Source organism: Vreelandella nanhaiensis (assembly GCF_003990185.1).
GTDB lineage: Bacteria > Pseudomonadota > Gammaproteobacteria > Pseudomonadales > Halomonadaceae > Vreelandella > Vreelandella nanhaiensis.
The window spans coordinates 26,587-50,765 of sequence record NZ_RZHF01000025.1 but is presented as its reverse complement, the minus strand read 5'-3'; the positions used below and the strand labels follow the sequence as shown (position 1 = coordinate 50,765).

Annotated in this window: 20 protein-coding genes and 2 tRNA genes; 17 read left to right on the top strand and 5 right to left on the bottom strand. The window is 56.2% G+C overall.

Translation table 11 applies throughout. The features are described from left to right. Nucleotides 1-26 precede the first annotated feature (26 nt). Nucleotides 27-971 (bottom strand): HNH endonuclease, encoded by a 945-nt coding sequence (locus ELY38_RS15520; RefSeq protein ID WP_185859002.1) that lies wholly within the window; start codon nt 969-971, stop codon nt 27-29. 159 nt (nt 972-1,130) lie between these two features. Between ELY38_RS15520 and ELY38_RS15515 the strand changes: the two genes are divergently transcribed. Next, nucleotides 1,131-2,030 (top strand): DMT family transporter, encoded by a 900-nt coding sequence (locus ELY38_RS15515; protein WP_127063135.1) that lies wholly within the window; start codon nt 1,131-1,133, stop codon nt 2,028-2,030. Here the strand turns inward: ELY38_RS15515 and ELY38_RS15510 are convergent. The 3 genes from ELY38_RS15510 to ELY38_RS15500 are packed head-to-tail and all read right to left on the bottom strand — an operon-like array spanning nt 2,008 to nt 4,938. Next, nucleotides 2,008-2,757, bottom strand: a complete 750-nt coding sequence (locus tag ELY38_RS15510) for an ABC transporter ATP-binding protein (protein WP_127063134.1) — start codon at nt 2,755-2,757, stop codon at nt 2,008-2,010. The two genes, ELY38_RS15515 and ELY38_RS15510, sit on opposite strands and share 23 nt — an antisense overlap. After that, on the bottom strand, nt 2,751-3,818 hold the full coding sequence (locus tag ELY38_RS15505) for a FecCD family ABC transporter permease (RefSeq protein WP_127063317.1): 1,068 nt from the start codon (nt 3,816-3,818) through the stop codon (nt 2,751-2,753). Before ELY38_RS15505 ends, ELY38_RS15510 begins: the two co-directional genes overlap by 7 nt. Further along, on the bottom strand, nt 3,811-4,938 hold the full coding sequence (locus tag ELY38_RS15500) for an ABC transporter substrate-binding protein (protein ID WP_127063133.1): 1,128 nt from the start codon (nt 4,936-4,938) through the stop codon (nt 3,811-3,813). The genes ELY38_RS15505 and ELY38_RS15500 overlap by 8 nt, the downstream gene beginning before the upstream one ends. Nucleotides 4,939-5,229: 291 nt before the next feature. Between ELY38_RS15500 and ELY38_RS15495 the strand changes: the two genes are divergently transcribed. From ELY38_RS15495 to greA, 5 genes are all read left to right on the top strand, one after another. Next, nucleotides 5,230-5,514 carry a DUF2218 domain-containing protein gene (locus tag ELY38_RS15495; RefSeq protein ID WP_127063132.1) on the top strand — a complete coding sequence of 95 codons (285 nt, stop codon included), beginning with the start codon at nt 5,230-5,232 and terminating at the stop codon, nt 5,512-5,514. A 166-nt stretch (nt 5,515-5,680) separates the two neighbouring features. Continuing rightward, nucleotides 5,681-6,490: a 4-hydroxy-tetrahydrodipicolinate reductase gene (gene dapB, locus ELY38_RS15490; protein ID WP_127063131.1), complete on the top strand. Its 810-nt coding sequence runs from the start codon at nt 5,681-5,683 to the stop codon at nt 6,488-6,490. 516 nt (nt 6,491-7,006) lie between these two features. After that, nucleotides 7,007-8,152: a glutamine-hydrolyzing carbamoyl-phosphate synthase small subunit gene (gene carA / locus ELY38_RS15485; RefSeq protein ID WP_185859005.1), complete on the top strand. Its 1,146-nt coding sequence runs from the start codon at nt 7,007-7,009 to the stop codon at nt 8,150-8,152. A gap of 71 nt (nt 8,153-8,223) precedes the next feature. Beyond that, complete coding sequence (gene carB / locus ELY38_RS15480) at nt 8,224-11,454, top strand: carbamoyl-phosphate synthase large subunit (protein WP_127063129.1); 3,231 nt, start codon at nt 8,224-8,226, stop codon at nt 11,452-11,454. Next, complete coding sequence (gene greA / locus ELY38_RS15475) at nt 11,451-11,927, top strand: transcription elongation factor GreA (RefSeq protein ID WP_127063128.1); 477 nt, start codon at nt 11,451-11,453, stop codon at nt 11,925-11,927. The genes carB and greA overlap by 4 nt, the downstream gene beginning before the upstream one ends. 118 nt (nt 11,928-12,045) lie before the next feature. On the opposite strand, the gene yhbY is transcribed toward greA, so the two are convergent. Beyond that, on the bottom strand, nt 12,046-12,372 hold the full coding sequence (yhbY, locus tag ELY38_RS15470; RefSeq protein WP_127063127.1) for a ribosome assembly RNA-binding protein YhbY: 327 nt from the start codon (nt 12,370-12,372) through the stop codon (nt 12,046-12,048). Between the two features lie 114 nt (nt 12,373-12,486). Here yhbY and rlmE point away from each other — a divergent pair, with 114 nt between their 5' ends. The 11 genes from rlmE to infB all read left to right on the top strand — a co-directional run bounded on the left by rlmE (nt 12,487) and on the right by infB (nt 24,174). Continuing rightward, on the top strand, nt 12,487-13,134 hold the full coding sequence (gene rlmE / locus ELY38_RS15465; protein WP_127063126.1) for a 23S rRNA (uridine(2552)-2'-O)-methyltransferase RlmE: 648 nt from the start codon (nt 12,487-12,489) through the stop codon (nt 13,132-13,134). A gap of 248 nt (nt 13,135-13,382) precedes the next feature. After that, a complete protein-coding gene (ftsH, locus tag ELY38_RS15460; protein WP_127063125.1) occupies nt 13,383-15,389 on the top strand; it encodes an ATP-dependent zinc metalloprotease FtsH in 2,007 nt (668 codons plus the stop codon). 98 nt (nt 15,390-15,487) lie between these two features. Then, on the top strand, nt 15,488-16,402 hold the full coding sequence (gene folP / locus ELY38_RS15455; RefSeq protein ID WP_246009161.1) for a dihydropteroate synthase: 915 nt from the start codon (nt 15,488-15,490) through the stop codon (nt 16,400-16,402). Next, complete coding sequence (gene glmM, locus ELY38_RS15450) at nt 16,399-17,748, top strand: phosphoglucosamine mutase (protein WP_127063124.1); 1,350 nt, start codon at nt 16,399-16,401, stop codon at nt 17,746-17,748. The genes folP and glmM overlap by 4 nt, the downstream gene beginning before the upstream one ends. A 78-nt stretch (nt 17,749-17,826) precedes the next feature. Beyond that, nucleotides 17,827-18,576 (top strand): triose-phosphate isomerase, encoded by a 750-nt coding sequence (gene tpiA / locus ELY38_RS15445; RefSeq protein WP_127063123.1) that lies wholly within the window; start codon nt 17,827-17,829, stop codon nt 18,574-18,576. Nucleotides 18,577-18,580: 4 nt separating this feature from the next. Beyond that, complete coding sequence (secG, locus tag ELY38_RS15440) at nt 18,581-18,940, top strand: preprotein translocase subunit SecG (RefSeq protein WP_127063122.1); 360 nt, start codon at nt 18,581-18,583, stop codon at nt 18,938-18,940. Nucleotides 18,941-18,974: 34 nt separating this feature from the next. Next, nucleotides 18,975-19,061: transfer RNA gene (locus tag ELY38_RS15435), tRNA-Leu, on the top strand. Nucleotides 19,062-19,173: 112 nt separating this feature from the next. Further along, a tRNA-Met gene (locus tag ELY38_RS15430) sits at nt 19,174-19,250 on the top strand. A 304-nt stretch (nt 19,251-19,554) separates the two neighbouring features. Then, nucleotides 19,555-20,016, top strand: a complete 462-nt coding sequence (gene rimP, locus ELY38_RS15425) for a ribosome maturation factor RimP (RefSeq protein WP_127063121.1) — start codon at nt 19,555-19,557, stop codon at nt 20,014-20,016. Nucleotides 20,017-20,088: 72 nt separating this feature from the next. Beyond that, the gene (gene nusA / locus ELY38_RS15420) at nt 20,089-21,603 is read left to right on the top strand and encodes a transcription termination factor NusA (RefSeq protein WP_127063120.1); all 1,515 of its coding nucleotides are present in this window, start codon (nt 20,089-20,091) and stop codon (nt 21,601-21,603) included. A gap of 27 nt (nt 21,604-21,630) precedes the next feature. Next, nucleotides 21,631-24,174: a translation initiation factor IF-2 gene (gene infB / locus ELY38_RS15415; protein ID WP_127063119.1), complete on the top strand. Its 2,544-nt coding sequence runs from the start codon at nt 21,631-21,633 to the stop codon at nt 24,172-24,174. Nucleotides 24,175-24,179: the final 5 nt, after the last annotated feature.

The window sequence follows — 24,179 nt, the reverse complement described above, 5'->3', positions numbered from 1 at the left end:
CTGGGGCTTTATTTTTTGACTAATACTCAGCGATGAAGTCGCTTTAACCTCAAGGTCAAAGCATCCGGGTCAGGCCTGAAGTGAGGCTTGCGTGGAGCTACCAGCGATTGCCCATCAAGACTACATAGCCAGTGATTATCTGTAACCAAGCGATCAATGCGAGGGCTAACATGCCATTTAAGGTCTGGCCCTGGGGCAATCAAGTTATTATCCATCGCCCAATGTAAGTTTGGGGTGAGTGCCAAGCCGTTGGTAGGACGATCATCTTGGCTTTCTGAAAAAGGGATAATGTGCGCTGCTTCGACCAAGTAACGATAGTCAGGCGTAATATGACGTAATCGCGTGGCGGTACACCGGTAGTCATAAGCTTCTAGTACAAGAGAGCGAAAAGCCGCGGAGCGGACATAACGCTGACTGTTTTCCGTTACACTACCGGCGAGCTTTTCTGGATGCTTCTCATATTCACTGCTCTGTAGAGCGCCTTCGATATAGGCGCGCAAGCGCTGCTGCGCCTGTAGGTTTGAGGCGAAGTAGTAAGTGATCAAAATGTCGCATGCTGCTCGAGCATTTTGCTGGTACTGAAAGGTGTTGAATAGTTCGCTATTAAATCTGGCCGAATCGAAGCGCGCTCTCAAGCTTTTGAGTGATTTGGGTTGACCAAGTTGACCTGCGAATTGGCCGAATTCATTTTTAAAGTCAGGTGACCACAAGGCGCTTGAGGGCCCTTTGTCACTTTTTAAATGCCAAAGTGGAAGATGGGGATTAGCGGATGAACGTTGGTTGGTCGCAACTTCGTAGATATCGTAATAGCGTGCGATCAATCGATCATTGATCTCTACCACTGGTGAGCTGATATAGCTGCTTTGAATGTCGCAGATGATGGCTATCAGTAAGCAAGGCTTGTTGGGTGCCGGCTGGCCTTGGCGATGCCCCACTCTTAGCTTTTTCAGGCAGTCAAGTGACTCAACCACAGACTTTTCTCCTGACGACTCGGGAAAATTAGCGAGCACAATAGCACAGTTGTTAATTCAGCAATTTGGTCAGTAAACGCGAACCTGCAATAAGATGGCGTTGCCGCTGGTCACAATTTTGGGCGGACCAACTTAAATACATAAGGAAAGTAATCAACGATGACGGGTGTAGAAGATCGTCCTGGACTGGGTATTGGGCTGCGAATTCTGTCTGGGGTGCTGTTTACCGGCATGCTGGTATGCATCAAGGCCGTGAGCGATGCAGTGCCGGTGGGGCAGTCGGTGTTTTTTCGCTCGCTGTTTGCGCTTCTGCCGATTATGGTTTTTCTGATGGTTCGTCGAGAGTTTCCGGGGGGGCTGGCCACTCGGCGCCCGCTGGGGCATGCGTTGCGCTCAGGTTTGGGGGCAGCGGCCATGTTTGCATCCTTTGCCGCCGTGGCGCTGCTGCCGGTGGCCGAGGCCACGCTATTGGCCCAGCTAACGCCGGTATTTATGGTAGTGGGGGGCGTGCTGCTGCTGGGCGAGCGGTTCTCGTTTTATCGGGCGGGAGCCGTTGCGCTGGCACTTGCCGGTATGGCCGTACTGGTGTTGCCAGGGCTTGACCCAAGGTCCGGCGGTGGGCAGATGACCGGATACTTGCTAGGAGCCTTGAGCGCGCTGCTCACTGCTGGGGCGCTGCTTACCGTCAGGCGTATTTCCAGAACCGAAACCGCTGCTTCTATCGCCTTTTATTTTATCTTGGTATCTGCACTAGCGGGGCTGGCAACACTGCCTTGGGGTTGGGCAACGCTTACTCCGGCTGAGTTCGGGTTATTGGTGCTCTCAGGCCTATTTGGTGGGGCAGCGCATATCGCAATGACGCTGGCACTGCGCTACGCCGAAGCGTCCCGCCTGGCGCCCTTTGAGTACATCGCGCTGGTATGGCCGGTGCTGGCCGACTGGCTGCTGTTTGGCCTGCCAGTTTCTAGTGGTTTTGTGCTGGCGCTACCGCTGATGTTGAGTGGGGTGGGGCTGGCCGCCCTGGAAGGGCGGCGGTTTAAACGGCCTCTTCAACGATAAGCTGAGGGCGGCCTTTCGAGCACGGCTCGATACGCGCCGCCACTTTATATACTTGGCGCAGAAGATCGGGGGTAATCACTTCTTCGGTCGGGCCGCAGGCAATCAGGCGGCCGTTTTCCAGCACCATTGAGGCATCGGTAAAGCGCAGCGCGTGGCCAAGGTCATGAAGCGCTACCAGAATCAGCATCTGGCGCTCGTCGGCCAGGCGGCGTAAGACCGTCAACAGGTTGATTTGGCGATTTAAGTCCAACGCCGAGGTAGGCTCATCCAGCATCAGAATCTCGGGCTCCTGCACCAGCGCCTGGGCTGCACTGACCAGCTGGCGCTGCCCGCCGCTCAAGTCGCCAATGTCGCGCTCACCAAGCGAGGCGATGTTGAGCTCCTCAAGGGCCCGATCTACCTGGGCGAGATCCTCCGGCTGCACTTTAAGGCTGCGTCCTTGCATGCGCGCTAAAAGCACTGATTCATATACCGTCAATACCGCTTTGGCGCCTGTGTCCTGGGGCATATAGGCCACGGGGCGCTCGGCGCTTGTATTGCTGATGGTGACATCGCCTTCGCCTTTCAATAAGCCCAAAATGCGTCTAAATAGCGTCGATTTACCAGCAGCGTTAGGCCCCAGTAGCGCCACTACCTGCCCGCCTTGGAAGCGGGGCGTGGTGATGTCTTCCAGAATGGCACGGCGCCCGTAGCGCGCTGAAACACGGGTTAGCTGTAGGGTTACCATGAGGCCTTCTTGTGGTTGAGCACGAGAAACAGAAAGAAGGGAATGCCCACCAGAGAAGTGATGATGCCGATGGGGATGATGGTGCCTGGAATGATGATCTTGGAGATCACCGATCCCACGGAAAGGATCAGCGCGCCGCACAGCGCCGAACCCGGCAGGAAGAAACGCTGGTCTTCACCTAGCAGAATGCGTGCAATGTGCGGTCCCACCAAGCCGATAAAGCCGATAGTGCCCACGAAAGCTACCGCCACGGCGGCCAGAAGGGAAACCAGTATCAGTACCTCCAGGCGTAGCGCGCGGGGCTTGACGCCCATGCTTTCCGCCTTGGCATCACCCAGGCGCATGGCGGTCAGCGCCCAGCCGTGACGGGCAAGCAGGGGCATGACGGCAGCGAGAATGCCCAGCGCAATCCAGAACTTGGGCCAGGTGGCCTTGGTCAGGCTGCCCATGGTCCAGAACACCACCGCCGAGACGGCCTCTTGGCTTGCGAAAAACTGAATCAGCGCCATCAGCGAGTTGAAGATGAACACCATGGCAATGCCGAGCAGGACGATGGTTTCCACCGTGACGCCGCGCCTGAGGCTCAACGCATGGATCAGAAACGCGGTGAACATGGCCATGATGAAGGCGTTAAGGGGCACAACAAACTCGATGGCGGCGGGGATGATCGCCACGCCAAAGGCAAGCCCGAGCGCGGCACCGAAACTTGCGCCTGCAGAAATTCCCAGCGTAAAGGGGCTGGCCAGCGGGTTGCTCAGAATGGTCTGCATCTGCGCCCCGGCGACTGACAAACTCGCCCCTACCACTAGCGCCATTAGCGCTACCGGCATGCGGATCTCCCACAAAATCACCCGTGCCTGCTGGCTGACGCTGTCTGGTGTCAGCAGGGCGGCGATCACTTCATTTAGGCTGTAGCGAGCAGGGCCAAGGGCCAAGTCCACGCAGAGGCTGAAAAAGAGTGCTACGACCAATGCCAGCAGTATCATCTGGCGGCGAAAGACCTGGGTGCGGTAGAAGGCACGCCCCTGAGAGAGAGGCGCCGCCACAGTCGTTTCAGTCATCATTGAGCGATACCCAGTAGCCTGGCTCGTAGTCGATGGGCAGGAAGCGTTCGTGAAGTTCTTGCATGGTGGCTTCCGGGTCCAGGTCTTCGAAAAGCGCCGGATGCAGCCATTTGGCTAGCTGCTGAATGGCCACAAAGTAGTAAGGGCTGTTATAGAACTGATGCCAGATGGCGTGGAAATTGCCCTCTTCCACCGCCTGAATGCCGGTCATGGCAGTGCGGGAGGTCAGCGCTTCAAGCTTGGCGCGTGCTGCCTGCATGTCAGAGCCGGGTCCTACGCCTACCCAGGCGCCGCCGGGGACGTAAGCATCCCAATTGCCGCCAGTCACCACCACGTGCTCAGGGTTGGCGGCAATGATCTGTTCGGGGTTCAGTGTGCCGAAGCTGCCGGGAATGATGCCATCGGCGATGTTGGTGCCACCCGCAAGTGTCACGTACTCGCCAAAGTTGCCCGGCCCAAAGCTCATGCAGCACTCGTCGGAGTAGCCGCCTGCCCGGTCGATAAACACACTGGGGCGCTCAGGGTCGGCTTCGGCAATTACATCGGTCACGCGGGCCATCTGTGCTTCAGCAAACGCGATAAACTCCTCGGCCGCTGCTTCATCGCCCATTATCTGGCCCATGATACGCATGGAGGGAATAGTGTGCGCTATTGGATCTTCGCGAAAATCGACATAAACAATCGGAATGCCCAACTGGGCAAGCTTGGCATCATAAGCCGCGTCTTCGGTAGCCGCCTTGGCCTCAAGGTTCATGAATACCACATCCGGTTCGAGCGAGGCGGCCTGCTCAACGTCGAAGGTGCCGTCCTTGAAGCCGCCGAAGGTGGGAATATCGGCTATTTCAGGAAAGCGCTCGGCGTAGCGGGCGTAGTTGTCCGGGTCGGCCTGGGAGAAGTCTTCGCGCCAGCCCACTACATGGGTGAAAGGCGCTTCGGGTTCGAGCAGCCCCAGCAGATAGATTTGTCGGCCCTCACCCAGAATCACCCGCTCGGCGGGAGCGCCCAGCGTGACTTGGCGGCCGGTGACGTCGGTGACCGTGATCTCATTGGCTGCTGCAATAGTGCAGCTCAGGGCAGCGGCGGCGCTTGTTAGGGTTTTTAAGATATAAGAATTCATAGGCCTGCTCATTACTTGCTCAAGAGTGGGTAACCGCTAGCCACTATCCATGGCCTAATATCAGTACACTGCAGCAGACAAACGGTATCCAGGATGTCTTTGTATATAATTCGCATTCGCATGGCGGACCATTATCAGGGAAACCACCAGAGCTGTCGAGATAGCGCCTGCTACACCACAATATTTAAGGTGGCGAACACCCTGTTGCACTATTGTTGAATTAAGTGATTGGCAGCCTTGGACATAGACCCATAAGCTAATGGCCGTCCCCTATTTTGTGGAGAATTACGCATGCCTTTATCCCGTGCCGAAATCACTACCGCTTCAGGCGAGCGCATCATCAACCGGCTTTGCAAGCACTGGGCGCATAAGCTGGAAGTGGAGTACAACGCGCAAGATGCCAAGATCGTGTTCCCGGAAAAGGGCACCTGCCTGCTGCATGCAGAAGCTGACAAGCTGTCGGTGTCTATCGAAACGCTGGAAGAAGAGCATCTCGATCAATTGGAAGGCGTGGTTGAGAACCATCTGGTACGGATGGCCAAGGATGAAGAGCTGGTAGTGGTCTGGGAAAACTAAGTTCGCAAGATGGGTTTGTAAGAATAGCTTTGCAAGAAGCAGGCTTTCTTTAGACGGGCGCTGAATCCTTCGGCGTGTCTGTTATAATCGGCGGCTATCTTGAATCGTTCGATTTGTCCGTGCGTTGTAGGACTACTTGCAGCGCGCACTGCACGCAGGAGTTCGCATGACCCGAGTTGCCATTGTGGGCGTGGCTGGCCGTATGGGCCGTACGCTAGTAAGCGCTGTTGAACAGGATACTGGCGCCACCCTCGCCGGTGGCATTGTTGAACCGGGCAGCTCGCTGGCAGGTGCCGATATTGGTGAGCTGGCAGGCGTTGGCAAGCGCGGCGTCAAGGCGGTGGATTCTCTTTCAGCCATCGTTGACGATTTTGATGTGCTGATCGACTTTACCGCCCCCCAGGTCACGCTCGCCAACCTGGCGTTTTGCGCCGAGCACGGCAAGCGTATCGTGATTGGTACGACCGGTATGAGCGACGACGAGCTTGCTCAGCTGGATGCCTACCGTGGCAAGGTGGCCATGGTGTTTGCGCCCAATATGAGCGTTGGGGTGAACCTCACGCTTAAACTATTGGAAACCGCCGCCAAAGCGTTGGGTGATGAAGGCTATGATATCGAAATTATCGAGTCGCATCATCGCCACAAGGTAGATGCGCCTTCCGGTACCGCCATCAAGATGGGCGAAGTCGTCGCTGACAGCCTCGGGCGTACATTAAAAGAGCACGGTGTATTTGAGCGGGTAGGCCAGTGCGGGCCGCGTACCGATAAAGAGATCGGCTTTGCTACCGTACGTGCAGGCGATATTGTGGGTGAGCATACGGTAATGTTCGCTACAGAAGGCGAGCGCATTGAAATTACCCACAAGGCTTCCAGTCGCATGACGTTTGCCAAGGGTGCGGTTCGTGCGGCGCGCTGGGTGGCTGACCAGGAAAACGGTCGCTATGACATGCAGGATGTGCTGGCGCTGAATGAGTAGCCAACCAACGCTAATCTCGATACCTAATGTGGAATAAAAGGCTAGCCGAAGGCGAACAAATCCTGTAACATTCCATAAATTTTGGCCGGGTGGCTCATGGATGGCAGGCGGCGCGCTTGTTGCGTTGGTCAGCCCACTGCCTGCCCAGGCTAGTTACAGCGTCTGTATTGCCTGTGGCACATAAGGCTGCGAGATATAGAGCTGAGACGCATAGACCTGATGCGCATAGAACAACAAGCGGGATGAAACCGATTTTTTCTCTATCGGCTTCGTCCCGCTTTTTTACGACCCGAATTTTGAACGTTTGATGAGAAATCTCGAGCGTTTGATACGGAAGTTTTAGCAACTTGGTTTTAGGAACCTGATTTCAAAAACTAGGTTTCAAAAAACTAGCTTCAAAAAAATTAATCTCGATTCTGGTGATGGCGCCCTACGGGGGCTTTCAACCAGGATTGCTGAGCCTGCGCCCACAGGCTCCCACCAGCATGGGAGGACCTTGACTTGAATAACCCCGCATTGAGCAAACCCGCAATATTGGCCCTGGAAGATGGCAGTGTGTTTCATGGAATAGCCATTGGCGCGGAGGGAGTAACAAGCGGTGAGGTGGTGTTCAATACGGCCATGACTGGCTATCAAGAAATTCTCACTGACCTCTCTTATTCCCGCCAAATCGTTACCCTTACCTATCCCCATATTGGCAATACCGGCATTAACACCGAGGACGTCGAATCTGCCTCTATCGCGGCGGCCGGCCTGGTGATTCGTGACCTGCCGCTAATGGCCAGCAGCTTCCGGTCTGAGCAGAGCCTGTCTGACTATTTGAAAAGCCAGAATGTGCTGGGTATTGCGGATATCGATACACGCCGCCTGACGCGCATTCTGCGCGACAAGGGTGCGCAGAACGGTGCAATTCTGGCCGGTGCAGAAGCTGAGGGTGATGACGCGGTAGAGCGCGCGTTGGCGGCTGCCAAGGCTTTCCCTGGTCTGAAGGGCATGGATCTGGCTAAAGAAGTTTCCTGTAAGGAAACCTATGAGTGGTCGGAAGGTGAGTGGACGCTGGGCGAAGGCTATGCCGATACCACCCAGGGCGAGCGCCCCTATCACGTGGTGGCTTATGACTACGGGGTGAAATTCAATATTCTGCGTATGCTGGCAGCACGCGGCTGCCGCCTGACGGTGGTGCCGGCACAAACGCCCGCGGCGGACGTGCTGGCAATGAACCCGGACGGCATTTTTCTGGCCAACGGCCCGGGTGACCCCGAACCCTGCGACTACGCCATCAAGGCCATCCAAGAAGTGCTCGAAACCGATACTCCTGTGTTCGGTATCTGCCTGGGTCACCAGCTGCTGGCGCTCGCCTCGGGTGCCAAGACCGTCAAGATGAGCCATGGTCACCACGGTGCCAACCACCCGGTGCAGGACCTGGATACCGGCACAGTTATGATCACCAGTCAGAACCACGGCTTTGCAGCGGATGAAGCGACTCTGCCTGCCAATCTGCGCGCCACGCACCGCTCGTTGTTCGACGGTACGTTGCAAGGTATTGAGCGCACTGATCGGCCAGCGTTCAGTTTTCAGGGGCACCCCGAGGCGAGCCCTGGCCCGCGTGATGTGGCGCCGCTGTTCGACCGCTTCGTTGAGATGATGCGGGCGCGCCGCTAAGTCGTTGCTCTAGTCATCACCGTATCGTCGTCTTTTGTCGCTCATCGTCACCATTTTTTGTGGGAACCGTTATGCCTAAGCGTACCGACTTAAACAGTATTTTGATCATTGGTGCTGGCCCGATCGTCATCGGCCAGGCCTGCGAATTCGACTACTCTGGCGCCCAGGCGTGTAAAGCGCTGCGTGAGGAGGGTTACCGCGTTATTTTGGTCAATTCCAACCCGGCGACCATCATGACCGACCCGGCGATGGCCGATGCGACTTATATCGAGCCGATTACCTGGCAGGCTGTTGAGAAAATCATCGAAGCCGAGCGCCCGGATGCCATTCTGCCCACGATGGGTGGCCAGACCGCGCTCAACTGCGCGCTGGATCTTGAAAAGCATGGTGTGCTGGAAAAGCACGGCGTGGAGATGATTGGGGCCAACGCCGATGCCATCAACATGGCGGAAGACCGCGATCTGTTCGACCAGGCCATGAAGCGCATTGGTTTGGAGTGCCCGAAGGCAAAAGTCGCGCACACCATGGATGAGGCATGGGAAATCCAGGCAGAACTTGGCTTTCCGACCATCATCCGGCCTTCCTACACCATGGGCGGCTCTGGCGGCGGTGTGGCGTACAACAAAGAAGAGTTCGAAGAGATTTGTACGCGCGGTTTCGAGCTTTCCAACAACCACGAGCTTCTCATCGACGAGTCTTTGCTTGGCTGGAAAGAGTACGAGATGGAGGTTGTTCGCGACAAGAACGACAACTGCATCATCGTCTGCGCGATCGAAAACTTTGACCCGATGGGCGTGCATACCGGTGACTCGATCACCGTGGCCCCGGCGCAAACGCTGACGGACAAAGAGTACCAGATCATGCGTGACGCTAGCCTCGCGGTACTGCGCGAGATTGGCGTAGAAACCGGCGGCTCCAACGTCCAGTTTGGTATGGACCCGAAAACCGGCCGCCTGGTCGTGATCGAGATGAACCCGCGGGTATCGCGCTCATCCGCGCTGGCCTCCAAGGCCACCGGTTTCCCGATCGCCAAGATTGCCGCCAAGCTCGCGGTAGGCTACACGCTGGACGAGCTGCAAAACGATATTACCGGTGGGCGTACTCCGGCATCGTTCGAGCCGTCTATCGACTACGTAGTTACCAAGATTCCGCGCTTCACGTTCGAGAAATTTCCGCAAGCCAATGATCGCCTGACCACTCAGATGAAGTCGGTGGGTGAGGTCATGGCTATCGGTCGTACCTTCCAGGAATCACTGCAGAAAGCGCTGCGCGGCCTGGAAACCGGCAACGACGGCCTCGATCCGATCATCACCGACTTTACCGACGAGGCCATGGCCCAGATCAAGGGCGAGCTTCAGGCCGCGGGTGCCGAGCGCATCTTTTATGTGGCTGATGCCATGCGCGCTGGCATGAGTGTTGATGAAATTTTCGCGCTGACCAATATCGACCGTTGGTTCCTGGTGCAGATGGAAGATCTGGTGCTGACTGAAGCGGCCGTGGCCAAGCGCGCGCTCAAAGATTTCTCCACGCGCGAGTTGTACCAGCTCAAGCGTAAGGGGTTTGGCGATGCGCGTCTGGCGAAGCTGCTCAATGTCAGCGAAAAAGAATTCCGTCAAACTCGTCAGGCCGCGGGGATTCGCCCGGTCTATAAGCGTGTAGACACCTGTGCCGCCGAGTTCGCCTCTGATACCGCCTACATGTACTCCACCTATGAGGAAGAGTGCGAAGCGGATGTTTCTGATCGCCAGAAAATCATGGTGCTAGGCGGTGGCCCCAATCGTATCGGCCAGGGTATCGAGTTTGACTACTGCTGCGTACATGCGGCGTTCGCCATGCGCGACGATGGCTATGAAACCATCATGGTCAACTGCAACCCGGAAACCGTCTCAACCGATTACGACACGTCTGATCGTCTCTACTTCGAGCCGGTGACACTTGAAGACGTGCTCGAAATTGCCGATAAAGAGAAGCCGGTAGGCGTAATTGTTCAGTTCGGTGGCCAGACGCCGCTAAAACTGGCCCGTGAGCTTGAAGCCGCTGGCGTACCGATTATTGGTACTACACCGGATGCCATCGACCGCGCCGAAGACCGCGAGCGCTTCCAGGTGATGATCGACAAGCTCGGCCTGAAGCAGCCGCCCAATGCTACCGCGCGCAGCTTTGATGAAGCCTTCGCCAAGGCGGAAAAAATTGGTTACCCGCTGGTGGTGCGCCCGAGCTACGTACTGGGTGGCCGGGCCATGGAGATCGTCTACGATGCCTCCGAACTTGAGAACTACATGACCAATGCGGTCAAGGTTTCCAACGATTCGCCGGTGCTGCTGGACCACTTCCTGAGCGCGGCGGTAGAAGTGGATATTGATGCGGTTTCTGACGGCCAGCAGGTAGTTATCGGCGGTATCATGCAGCACGTCGAGCAGGCGGGCGTTCACTCCGGTGACTCTGCCTGTGCACTGCCGCCATACTCGCTGCCGGCCGACGTGCAGGACGAAATGCGCGATCAGGTCAAACGGATGGCCGTCGAGCTGGGTGTCAAAGGACTGATGAACGTGCAGCTGGCCTGGCAGGATGGCGAAATCTACGTCATCGAGGTTAACCCGCGCGCTTCGCGCACCGTGCCGTTTGTCTCCAAGTGTATCGGCACTTCGCTTGCCCAGATTGCCGCACGCTGCATGGCGGGTACTACACTTGCCGAGCAGGGCTTTGAGCGCGAAATCATTCCGCACTTCTACAGCGTGAAAGAAGCGGTCTTCCCGTTCAACAAGTTCCAGGGTGTTGACCCGATTCTTTCTCCGGAAATGAAGTCGACCGGTGAAGTGATGGGCTCCGGCGACACCTTTGCCGAGGCATTTTTCAAGGCGCAGCTAGGGGCGGGTGAGGCGATTCCGGCGCTTGAAGGCGAGCGCAAGGCCTTCCTTTCCGTACGCGAGCCGGATAAGGAGGGGATTATCGAAGTGGGTCGTTCTCTGCTAACATTGGGGTTCACGCTATGTGCAACACACGGCACGGCAGCAGCGCTGGAAGCGGCTGGCCTGGCGGTGGAGCGCGTCAATAAAGTCTACGAAGGCCGCCCCCATATCGTCGATCTGTTGAAGAACGACGAAATTGCCTACATTGTGAACACCACCGAAGGTCGTCAGGCGATTAACGACTCTTCGATCATTCGCCGTACTGCTCTTGCTCGCAAGGTGCCTTATGCAACCACCTTGGCGGGCGCTAATGCCGTTTGTATGGCACTTGAGTACGGTAGGGAAATTACGGTGCGGCGCCTTCAGGATCTGCATGCAGGAGCAAGTCAATGAACAAGGTCCCGATGACCGTTGCAGGCGAAAAGAGTCTTCGCGAAGAGCTTGAGCATCTAAAGGGCACAGCTCGCCCTCAGGTGATTGCTGCTATCGCTGAAGCGCGCGAGCACGGTGATCTCAAGGAGAACGCCGAGTACCATGCCGCTCGCGAGCAGCAAGGGTTTATTGAAGGCCGTATTCAGGAGATTGAAAGCAAGCTGTCCGTTGCCCAGGTCATTGATGTCACTAAGCTGCCTAAAACCGGCAAGGTGATCTTTGGTGTCACGGTATCGCTGCTTAACCTGGATACCGATGCCAGCGTAACCTACCGCATTGTGGGCGAGGATGAGGCGGATATTAAGTCTGGCCGCATCTCGGTTAGCTCGCCCATTGCGCGCGCGCTGATTGGCAAGGAAGAGGGTGATGTTGCCGTGGTGAAAACCCCAGGGGGCGACGTAGAATATGAAATTGAAAGCGTCGAATATCTCTAGGCACGTGCTGGTATAGATGCAAGGTGGCGCCCGGCTGGTTAGGGCGCCCATAAAAAAAGCCCGCGTCTCAGGTTTATAACAACCGAATCGCGGGCTTTTTATTGATCAGTCAGCGGCTTTAATGACGGCCGTGATGATCCTCGAAGCGTGAAACGTTAGAGAGCTTCGAATTGGCTTTAGGATTTCGGCGATAAAGCAGCGCCATCTTGCCAATGGTTTGAACCACTTCGGCGCGGCTGTCGGCGATAAGCTCGTTGAGCATGGTTGCTCGATCGTCACGCTCAGGCAGGGCAAGTTTCACCTTGATGAGCTCGTGATCGTTGAGCGCGCGGTTGAGTTCTGCGAGCAGATTTTCGGAGACGCCGTTTTCAGAAACGGTGACCACCGGGTTCAGATGGTGGCCAATGCTACGAAATGCTTTCTTTTGTGCCTGTGACAAGCTCATGGTATCTTGCGGTATCCCGGTTAGCGCTTAACGTTCCATCTTACGGTGAAATGCCACCGAGTGAAAGCTATCGCGTTAACGCGCTCATCTCTTATTCCAGTGTTAGATTCTCATATGCAGCAAAAGCCTCCAAGCCGTAAACATTCCGTCAGCAAGACCAGCAATAACTGGAAGAAGGAACATTTTGACGACCAGTATGTAAAACAGAGCTGGCAGGACGGCTATCGTTCCCGTGCAAGCTATAAACTGCTGGAGCTGGACGAGAAGGATAAGCTGTTTCGTCCGGGCATGACGGTGATCGATTTGGGAGCAGCGCCGGGCGGGTGGAGTCAAATTGCCGCAGAGAAGGTGGGGCCTGGCGGTGTGGTGATAGCCTCAGACATACTGGAGATGGATGCGCTTGCAGGTGTGGACTTTATCCAGGGCGATTTTACCGAAGAGTCGGTGCTGAATGCGATTCTTGAGCGCCTGGGAAATCGGCCGGTAGACCTTGTGATGTCCGATATGGCCCCCAATATGAGTGGTATGGCAGCTATTGACCAACCCCAGGCTATGTATCTGGTTGAGCTCGCCCTTGAGCTTGCCCGTGAAACGCTGCCGCCCGGCGGGCGGTTTTTAGCCAAAGTGTTTCAGGGGGAGGGGTTTGATACCTACCTTAAAGAGCTGCGCGGCAGTTTTGACCGTGTTGTCACACGTAAGCCGGATGCCTCGCGAGCACGTTCTCGGGAAGTTTACTTTCTAGCAGAGGGGTTTCGCGGCTAAACTATCAAAACGGACATGAAAACGTGCATAGCAAAGATTTATCATCGCGATTGCCAGACAGGCAGGCGCAAGGTGTGTCACATTATGCGTATGAGATAAGTGTGATACAGATGGCCCAAAGCCAACGGTGCTTTGGCAAGGGTTGAACGTCTGGTATGGATTTAAGGTCATATAGCTTGAAGATCGTATGGCTTTAAAATCGAAGTATCGGCGGTTAACTGACGGATTCTTGTAATGAGGGTAGCCCCTTGAACGATATGGCGAAGAACCTGATTCTGTGGCTGGTCATTGCGGCTGTGCTACTGACAGTGTTCAACAATTTTAGTACGGAAAGCGCTCCGCAAAACACGAACTACTCCCAGTTTGTGCAGCAGGTGCAAAATCAGCAGGTCCGTAGTGTCACCATTGATGGTTATACCATTCGGGGTGAGCGCACGGATGGTTCGCAGTTCCAGACCATTCGCCCGGCGGCTGAAGACCCCAAACTGATGGATGACCTGCTAAGCAATAACGTGACGGTCGTAGGTAAAGAGCCAGAGCAGCAAAGCATCTGGACGCGCCTGCTGATTGCAAGTTTCCCGATTCTCTTGATCCTGGCCATCTTCATGTTCTTCATGCGCCAGATGCAGGGCGGCGCAGGGGGCGGTAAAGGCGGCCCCATGAGCTTTGGCAAGTCCAAGGCCAAGCTGCTTTCTCAAGATCAGATCAAGACCACCTTTGCCGACGTAGCCGGTTGTGATGAAGCCAAGGAAGAAGTGGAAGAGCTGGTCGACTTCCTGCGTGAGCCTACCAAGTTCCAGCGTCTGGGCGGCACTATCCCCCGCGGCGTTCTCATGGTGGGCCCGCCGGGAACCGGTAAAACGCTGCTGGCGAAATCCATTGCTGGCGAAGCGAAGGTGCCGTTCTTCTCGATTTCAGGCTCTGACTTCGTTGAAATGTTCGTGGGTGTCGGTGCGTCTCGTGTGCGCGACATGTTCGAGCAGGCCAAGAAGCAGGCACCCTGCATCATCTTTATCGACGAGATTGACGCGGTAGGCCGTTCACGCGGCGCGGGTATGGGCGGTGGTAACGACGAGCGCGAGCAGACATTGAACCAGCTGCTGGTCGAGATGGATGGCTTCGAAGCCAACGAAGGCATTATCGTGATTGCTGCGACTAACCGCCCTGATGTACTCGACCCTGCATTGCTGCGGCCTGGCCGTTTTGACCGTCAGGTTACTGTAGGCCTGCCGGATATCCGGGGTCGTGAGCATATTCTGGGTGTTCACCTGCGCAAGGTGCCGCTGGCTGAAGACGTCAAGCCCTCGGTCATTGCACGCGGTACGCCGGGCTTCTCTGGGGCAGATCTTGCCAACCTGGTCAATGAGGCAGCTCTGTTTGCCGCGCGCCGTAACAAGCGCTTGGTAGGTATGGAAGAGCTTGAGCTTGCCAAGGACAAGATCATGATGGGCGCCGAGCGCAAGTCCATGGTCATGACCGATAAAGAGAAACTCAATACGGCATATCACGAATCTGGCCACGCGATTATCGGCCTGGTAATGCCAGAGCATGATCCGGTCTACAAGGTCACTATCATTCCGCGCGGCCGTGCGCTGGGGGTGACGATGTTCCTGCCTGAGGAAGACCGTTACAGTCTGTCGCGTCAGCAGATTCTCAGCCAGATCTGCTCGTTATTCGGCGGGCGTATTGCTGAAGAGATGACCCTGGGGCCAAATGGTGTAACCACGGGCGCCTCCAATGATATCAAGCGGGCTACCGAGCTTGCCCATAACATGGTCGCGAAGTGGGGTCTGTCTGATGAGATGGGGCCGATCATGTACGACGAGGATGAGTCGCATCAGTTCCTCGGTGGCCCGGGCCAAGGTGGTAGCAAGCTGAAGTCGGGCGATACCACTACGCGTCTGGATAAGGAAGTACGCAAGATCATCGATGAGTGCTATGAGCAGGCGCGTCAGATCCTGCACGATAATCGTGACAAGCTGGACGCCATGACTGAAGCGTTGATGAAGTACGAAACTATCGATGCCAATCAGCTGAAAGATATCATGGAAGGCCGCGAGCCGCGTCCGCCGGAAGGCTGGAACGATGGTGACTCCTCGGGTGGCGGTATGCGCGTCAGCGACGACAAGCCCAAGGCGCAGAGCGACTCAACGTCGCCATCAGGAGATAACGCTGGCGATGAAGGCGAGGAAGAGGACGATGATGGTCCACGTCGCCGTCCTTCTAACCCGCTGGGTGGCCCAGCTGGACAATAAGCGCTTTTGCGGTTCATTAAGGCGCCCCATCGTGGGGCGCCTTTTTGTTATCCTATGCTGAGATTAAATAACGCTGCTTCTTTTTTATAGGCGTCAGCATGAAATCAATCATCGACCCTCCTAAGTCCCAAGCAATGAATGATAATGTGAACATGCGCTGCGGGCGCCATCTGCTGGATCTCTCCTTTCCTCGGGTAATGGGTATTCTGAACGTTACTCCTGACTCGTTTTCTGATGGCGGCCGTCATGTCGCTCCGGACGATGCGTTGCGTCATGCTGAGCGCATGCTGGCTGAAGGTGCTGCCATCATCGATGTGGGGGGAGAGTCCACGCGTCCTGGCGCCGTCCCGCTGGGTGAGCAGGAAGAACTCGATCGCGTGGCGCCCGTCGTGGAAGCGCTGGTGCGTGAATTGGATGCGCTGGTGTCAGTGGATACCAGTAGTCCTTTGGTGATGCGTGAGGCCGGTGCGTTAGGGGCAGGAATGCTGAACGATGTGCGTGCCTTGGAGCGCGAGGGTGCCCTGATGGCGGCGATTGGTAGTGGCTTGCCGGTATGTTTGATGCATCGTCAGGGTGAGCCGCAGGATATGCAGCATTCGCCTGCTTATGATCAGCCGGTAGAAAAAGCCGTGGTGGATTATCTGGCGCGGCGGGTGGCGGAGTGTGAGGCGGCAGGGCTGCGACGTAGTCGCCTGGTGCTGGACCCGGGGTTTGGGTTTGGCAAAACCGTTGAGCATAACTTGCGCCTGCTGAAATATATGGATTCGTTGCAGTCTCTTGAGCTACCGCTGCTTGTCGGAATGTCGCGCAAAAGCATGATTGGCAAGGTGCTGGGAAGGCCGGTTGAAGAACGTCTGGCGGGGGGGCTTGCGCTCTCTGCCATGGCCGTTGAACGTGGCGCCAGAATCCTGCGTGTTCACGATGTGGGGCCAACGGTGGATGCTGTCAATATGGCATGGGCGGTACTGCAGGAGGGTTGTGAAATGCCTTTGAATGAGGAAAGTCAGTTATGACACGACGCTATTTTGGTACCGACGGTATTCGCGGAACGGTCGGGCAGTCACCTATAACCGCCGATTTCATGCTTAAGCTTGGTTGGGCTGCCGGTCAAGTGTTGCGGCGCGAAAAGGGCCGGACGCGGGTGTTGATCGGTAAGGATACGCGTATTTCAGGCTATATGTTTGAGTCAGCGCTTGAAGCTGGACTGTCAGCGGCAGGTGTCGATGTTTCGCTTCTCGGCCCCATGCCGACGCCGGGGATCGCCTATCTGACCCGCACCTTTCGGGCTGATGCAGGGATCGTGATTTCGGCCTCGCACAATCCGTTTGACGATAACGGCATCAAGTTTTTCTCGTCAGAAGGCAAGAAGCTTCCTGATGAGATGGAAAACCGTATCGAAGCGATGCTGGATGCACCGCTTACCACCGCCGAGGCGGCGCAGCTCGGCAAAGCCGCACGCATTGACGATGCGGCCGGGCGCTATATAGAGTTTTGTAAATCGACATTGCCGGATCGCTTGAGCCTGCATGGCTTGAAGGTCGTGTTGGATTGCGCACATGGCGCAACCTACCATATTGCGCCGAGCGTTTTCCGTGAGCTGGGGGCGGAGGTCAGTGTGATTGGTGCCTCCCCCGATGGCCTGAATATCAACCACCATGTCGGCTCGACTCACCCGGCATCCCTGCGTGCATCGGTGATCCATCAGGGCGCTGACCTGGGAATTGCATTTGACGGTGACGGTGATCGCGTCTTGCTAGTGGATGGCGACGGCCGCGAGGTAGATGGCGACGATATTCTGTATCTCATCGCCCGCGACCGCTTTGAGCGCGGCCTGCTGGAAGGTGGCGTAGTGGGTACCCTGATGAGCAACTTCGGCCTTGCTGTGGCGCTTGAAAAACTAGGTATTCCTTTCAAGCGTGCCAAGGTGGGAGACCGCTTTGTCATGGAGATGATGGCCGAGAACGGTTGGGAGTTGGGTGGCGAGGCCTCAGGTCATATCGTTTGCAGCCATGTGCAAACCACCGGTGACGGGATTGTCGCCGCCCTGCAGGTATTGGCGCTGATGATGCGTGAGCAGAAATCCCTGCCCCTTTTGCTCCAGGGTCTTGAAAAGACCCCTCAGGCGTTGGTTAACGTGCGCTTGCCTGCAGGCACCAAGGCGAGCGATGTCATGGCTTCAAGCGCGCTGGAAGAAGCCGTGGCCATGCTTGAGGAGAAGTTGGGCGACCAGGGGCGAGTGCTATTGCGTCCTTCAGGTACCGAACCCCTGATTCGGGTTATGGTGGAAGGGGCAGAGCATTTGAACGTTGGCCAGCTGGCTAATGAGCTGGCTGAGCGTGTTCAGGCCTTGCTCGAATAACACGACTGTGCTTGTCAGCGGTTGTCTTGGCAGGGCCGCTCCTATACCATTTCGCTCCACCTTGAGTGAGGAGAGCTGATGCGTACGCGATTGATTGCCGGTAACTGGAAAATGAACGGCTCCACGGCACTGATTAACGACTTTAGCAGTGCGTTTGCTGATGTAACGCTGCCCGAGGCTGTGGATGTTGTAGTGATTCCGCCCTTTCCCTATCTAGATGCGGCTCGTCAGGCGTTTCGCAATACGCCGCTTCAGCTAGGTGCGCAGACGCTCAATCCGATCGACTCAGGGGCGCATACCGGAGAAGTCAGTGGCCGTATGCTCAAAGAGCTCGAGGTAGCCTACGTATTGGTAGGTCATTCCGAGCGCCGCGAGCTATACCGTGAAAGTGACGAGCAGGTGTTTGACCGCTTGCTGGCCGCCCTTAATGTGGGGCTTAAGCCAATTCTCTGCGTTGGTGAGTCACTTGCCGAACGAGACGCCGGCCAGACCATGGACGTGGTGTTGCGTCAGGTTGGCTACGCTATGGCCCGTCTGGACCCGGAGCAGCGTCAGCAGGTAGTGATTGCCTATGAACCTGTATGGGCCATCGGTACAGGGCGCACGGCAACGCCTGAGCAGGCGCAGGAAGTAATGGCCGGTATTCGGGCCTATCAGGCAGGGTTCAATACGGCGCTTGCCGAGCAGCTCACGCTGCTCTACGGCGGCAGTATGAATGCAAAAAATGCGGCTGAGCTACTTGCCCAGCCGGATATCGACGGCGGTTTGGTGGGTGGTGCTTCGCTCAAAACCGACGATTTCTACGCCATTTGTCAGTCAGCAGGATAACGCCATGCAAGTTGCAATTCTTATGGTCCATGTGGTGATTGCGATCGCCCTGGTGGTATTGATCCTGCTCCAGCAGGGTAAAGGTGCTGATGCGGGTGCCTCTTTCGGAGGCGGTGCTTCACAAACGGTATTTGGCTCGCGCGGCAGCGGCAACTTCTTGTCGCGCACTACTGGTATTCTGGCGGCAGGCTTTTTTGTTACCTCTATGGCGTTGGCATACTTTGCCACCCAAGCGGGGCAGGCGCCGGAAGCGGGTATTCCTGATGCGCGCCTGATCGAACAGCAGCAAAATGTTCCAACGCTTGACGACGGGCCGGTAAGTGTGGATAATACCGCGCCAGTGCTAGAGGAAAGCAGCGAGTAATTGTTTGATATCGCTTTCTTTAGCCTCCCCTGATGCCGAAGTGGTGGAATTGGTAGACACGCTATCTTGAGGGGGTAGTGACCGTATGGTCGTGCGGGTTCAAGTCCCGCCTTCGGCACCATCTGTTTTGCTGGCTCGCCAGCTTGTCAGAGAAAACCAGGTTTGGCACCTGAAGCGAAAAAGATAACTTGACGTAAGTGGTTCAAGTGTCTATTATCGTCGACCTAGATTGATGCGGGGTGGAGCAGTCTGGTAGCTCGTCGGGCTCATAACCCGAAGGTCATCGGTTCAAATCCGGTCCCCGCTACCATTTTCTGGTAACACGTTAGATGGACGACTAGCCTGACAGATCATGATGAAATGTCGATAAGGGTAAATCGTCAAGTAGGTGAAGCCTGCGCTGTGTTGCTAAGATGGTATTACAGGTTTCTTACGAAAAGCCCCTTCCTGTGAAGGGGCTTTTTGTTAGCAAGCTTTTTGTTAACAAGAGTGTCTCAGAGCGGATATCGTCCGAGTTGCCGGAGACACATTTCCGGGTAACGCCAATCAGCCACCTAGCTTTTCTTATGACTCCCGGCCAGGTGCCTGATGCAACGGCTGTAGGAGCTTTGTCTGTGGCCACAAAACACGCGGCGCTTCATGCGCTAATTGAACCTGTCGTAGCCGCCATGGGCTTTGAACTGTGGGGTATCGACCATCTTTCCCAGGGCAAGCAATCGCGGCTGGTAATTTATATTGAGCGCGAAAGTGGTGTCAGCGTGGAAGACTGCGCTGACATTAGCCGCCAAGTCAGTGCCGTGATGGACGTGGAAGACCCTATTCCTGGCGAATACCGCTTGGAAGTCTCTTCGCCCGGTATGGCACGCCCCTTGTATACCCTGGACCAATTCACCCGTTACCAAGGCCATCAGGTCGCGCTTAAGTTACGCGTTGCATTTGACGGCCGGCGTAAGTACCAAGGGCTTTTGGCAGGTATCGAGGGCGACGAAGTACTGCTACAAATGGATGGCGAGGAGTACTGCTTTCCCATTGAAAGCATTGATTCAGCGCACATCGTACCGCAGTTCGACGATTAACCGGGTGGCGGCGCTGCCGGCAGGCTGCCGGGGTGATGCACAAAAGGACAGGTTTTCTGGCGAGGCAAACGCATGAGTAAAGAAATTTTAATGGTCGTTGACGCGATCTCTAATGAGAAAGGCGTTCCCCGGGATGTCATCTTTGAGGCGGTAGAAGCCGCTCTTGCAAGCGCGTCACGCAAGCGTTTTGAAAATGAAGAAGCCAACGTGCGCGTACATATTGACCGTCGCACGGGGGAATACGATACCTTCCGCTACTGGACCGTGGTGGAAGATGACGAGTTCGAAACGCCAGACTACGAAATCAAGGAAAGCATCGCCGAGCAGCGCGACCCGCCTTTGAAACTTGGCGACGTTGTCGAAAAACAGATCGAAAACGCGATGTTTGGACGTATTGCGGCGCAAACAGCCAAACAGGTCATCGTACAGAAAGTACGTGAAGCCGAGCGTGCCGAAGTGGTCCGCCAGTACGCCGACCGTGAAGGCGAGCTGGTGGCCGGTATCGTTAAAAAGACTACCCGCGACGGATTGATCATTGACCTGGGCGAGAATGCCGAAGCGTTCCTGCCGCGCAATGAGATGATTCACGGTGAGCGCTACCGCATGAATGAGCGGGTTCGCGCACTGCTGGTTAAAGTCGACCCGGACGCTCGTGGCGCCCAGCTCCAGCTGTCGCGTACCAATCCGGCGCTGATTATTGAGCTGTTTAAAATTGAAGTGCCTGAGATTGCTGAACAACTAATTGAAATCAAGGGCGCTGCCCGCGACCCGGGCTCGCGAGCCAAGATTGCGGTCAAAACCAACGATCGCCGCATCGACCCGGTAGGGGCATGTGTGGGGATGCGCGGCTCACGTGTTCAGGCAGTCTCATCCGAGCTGCAAAATGAGCGTGTGGATATCGTGCTGTGGGACGACAACCCCGCTCAGTTGGTGATTAACGCCATGGCACCTGCCGATGTTGGGTCTATCCTAGTTGACGAAGACGCCCACGCGATGGACGTTGCCGTGGCTCAGGATAACCTGGCTCAGGCGATTGGCCGTAGCGGCCAGAACGTCCGCCTGGCTTCAGAGCTCACCGGATGGCGTATTAACGTCATGACCGAAGAGGAAGCTGAATCCAAGCGCGAGCAGGAAATTGATAGCCTGGTGGACTCCTTCGTTCAGCATCTGGGTGTGGACGATGATGTCGCTCGCCTGTTGGTGGAAGAAGGGTTTACCACGCTTGAAGAAGTAGCCTACGTGCCGCTGGAAGAGATGCTCGAAATCGAAGAGTTCGATGAAGAACTGGTTGAAGAGCTGCGTGCACGTGCCAAAGACGAGCTGCTGACGATGGCCATTGCCTCGGAAGAAGCGTTAGACGGTGCCCAGCCAGCGGCTGATTTGCTGGAAATGGACGGCATGGAGCGCCATCTGGCCTTCATTCTGGCCAGTCGCGGCATTGTCACTATGGAAGATCTCGCCGAACAGTCTGTCGACGATCTGGTCGATATCGAGGAGTTGGACGAAGCGCGCGCAGCGGCACTGATCATGACTGCCCGTGCGCCCTGGTTCGAAGAAGATGACGCATCGGATTCGAACACACAGTAAACAGGTCACGGGCTGAGGAGGATCATTATGTCAGATATGACAGTTAAAGATTTTGCAGTAAAGGTGGGCCGTGATGTGCCCCGCCTATTGGAACAGATGAAAGAAGCGGGTTTGAAGCATGCCTCGGAAGGCGATGCCGTGTCTGAAGAAGACAAGCAGAAATTGCTCAGCTTTTTGAAGAAAAGCCATGGCGGTGCTGAAAGCGATCCAGCCAAGAACCGCATTACGCTGACGCGCAAGACACGCAGCCGCATCAAGACTGGCGAGCGTGGCAAAACGATCGAAGTGCAGGTACGTAAGAAAAAAACGTACGTTAAAAGCGCCGAAGAGAACAAGCCGAAAGCCGCCGAGCCCAAGCATTCTGGCCCGCGCCAGCTAGTGGGCGATATGGCAGAAGCTGAAGCCGAGCGTAAGGCTCGCGATGCGCGTGAAGCTGAAGAAAAAGCCGCGGCTGCAAAGGCCAGGGCAGCTGAAGAGGCAGCGCGTAAAGAGGCCGAAGCCAAAGCTGCCGCTGAGCCTAAGGCGGCGCCTAAAATTGAAGTGCCCGAGCTTGAAATTAGCAACGACGAAGCACCGTCTGAAGACATGCCGCCAGCGCCGCCGAAAGAGGGCCGTACTGACCGTCGTACCGCGCCGCCCAAGAAGGCTGCCGCGAAGAAGAAAGGTCGTGATGACGATGATGACCGCGGCGACCGCGAAGAGCGTAAGCGTGGCGGTGGCGCGAAGAAAGTAAAACGTGCCGAACGTCGTGGCGGCCGTCGTGGCCCGAGCCAGAGCGGCAACGGCAAGCATGGCTTCCAGAAGCCGACCCAGCCGATCGTACGTGAAGTGTCGATCCCTGAGTCGATTAGCGTGGCCGAGCTTGCCGACAAGATGTCGATCAAGGCCAACGAAGTGATCAAGGCCATGTTCAACATGGGCGCGGCCGTGACCATCAACCAGACCATCGATCAGGATACCGCTGCGATCGTGGTGGAAGAGATGGGACACCGGGTCAAGCTGGTGAAGGATGACGCGCTGGAAACGGAAATGCTCGAAGGCATCTCCTACGAAGGCGAAGAGATCACCCGTTCACCAGTTGTGACCGTCATGGGTCACGTTGACCATGGTAAGACCTCGCTTTTGGATTATATTCGTCGTGCCAAGGTGGCGACCGGTGAAGCGGGTGGTATTACCCAGCATATCGGTGCCTACCACGTCGAAGATGACCATGGTGGTGTTACCTTCCTGGATACGCCGGGTCACGCCGCGTTTACCGCCATGCGTGCCCGTGGTGCCAAGGCGACGGACGTGGTTATCCTGGTAGTGGCGGCCGACGACGGCGTCATGCCGCAGACCGTTGAAGCGATCGAGCACTCCAAAGCGGCCGAAGTACCCATGGTCGTAGCGGTGAACAAGATTGACAAGACGGGCGCAGACTTTGACCGCATTCGTAACGAACTCTCGCAGCATGGCGTGATTTCTGAAGATTGGGGTGGCGACACTCAGTTTGTTCACGTATCTGCCAAGACCGGTGAAGGCATTGAAGAGCTGCTGGAAGCTATCCAGTTGGTGTCTGAAGTGCTTGAGCTTAAAGCAGTACCGTCTGCCCCGGGTAAAGGCGTTGTCGTCGAGTCACGTCTTGATCGAGGCCGCGGTCCGGTAGCCACTGTACTGGTTCAAAACGGCACCCTGAAAAAAGGCGATATCGTACTGGCTGGCCTGCATTACGGCCGTGTACGAGCGCTGACCAACGAACTTGGCCAACAGGTTGAGAGTGTTGGCCCGGCTATGCCGGTGGAAATTCAGGGCCTGGACGGCACGCCGGACGCCGGTGATGACTTTATGGTCGTGGCCGATGAGAAGAAAGCCCGCGAAGTGGCCAACTTCCGTCAAGGCAAGTACCGTGAAGTACGCCTGGCACGTCAGCAGAAAGCCAAGCTTGAGAACATGTTTAGCCAGATGGGCCAGGACGAAGTGGCCAAGGTTAATATTGTTCTGAAAGCGGACGTACAAGGCTCGCTGGAAGCGATCAAAGGCGCGCTGGAAGAACTCTCCACGAGTGAAGTAGAAGTGGCGGTGGTTTCTTCCGGTGTGGGTGGTATCACTGGTACCGACGCCAACTTGGCGCTTGCCTCTGAAGCGATCGTGGTCGGCTTTAACGTCCGTGCCGACGCGGCTGCCCGTGAGATTATCGAGCGCGAAGGCCTGGATCTGCGTTACTACAGCGTCATCTATCACTTGATCGATGAGGTCAAGCTGGCGATGAGCGGTATGCTCGCCCCCGAGTGGAAAGAAGAAATCGTGGGTGTGGCTGAAGTACGCGACGTGTTCCGTGCGCCGAAGATTGGTGCAGTGGCTGGCTGTATGGTCGTTGAAGGCACCGTATCGCGCAGCAAGCGCATCCGCGTACTGCGTGACAACGTGGTCATCTACGAAGGTGAGCTCGAATCGCTGCGCCGCTTCAAGGACGACGTACAAGAAGTACGTAATGGCATGGAGTGTGGTATTGGCGTGAAGAACTACAACGACGTTCAGGTCGGCGACAAGATCGAAGTATTTGATCAAGTCAAAGTCGAACGCAGCCTGTAAGGCCG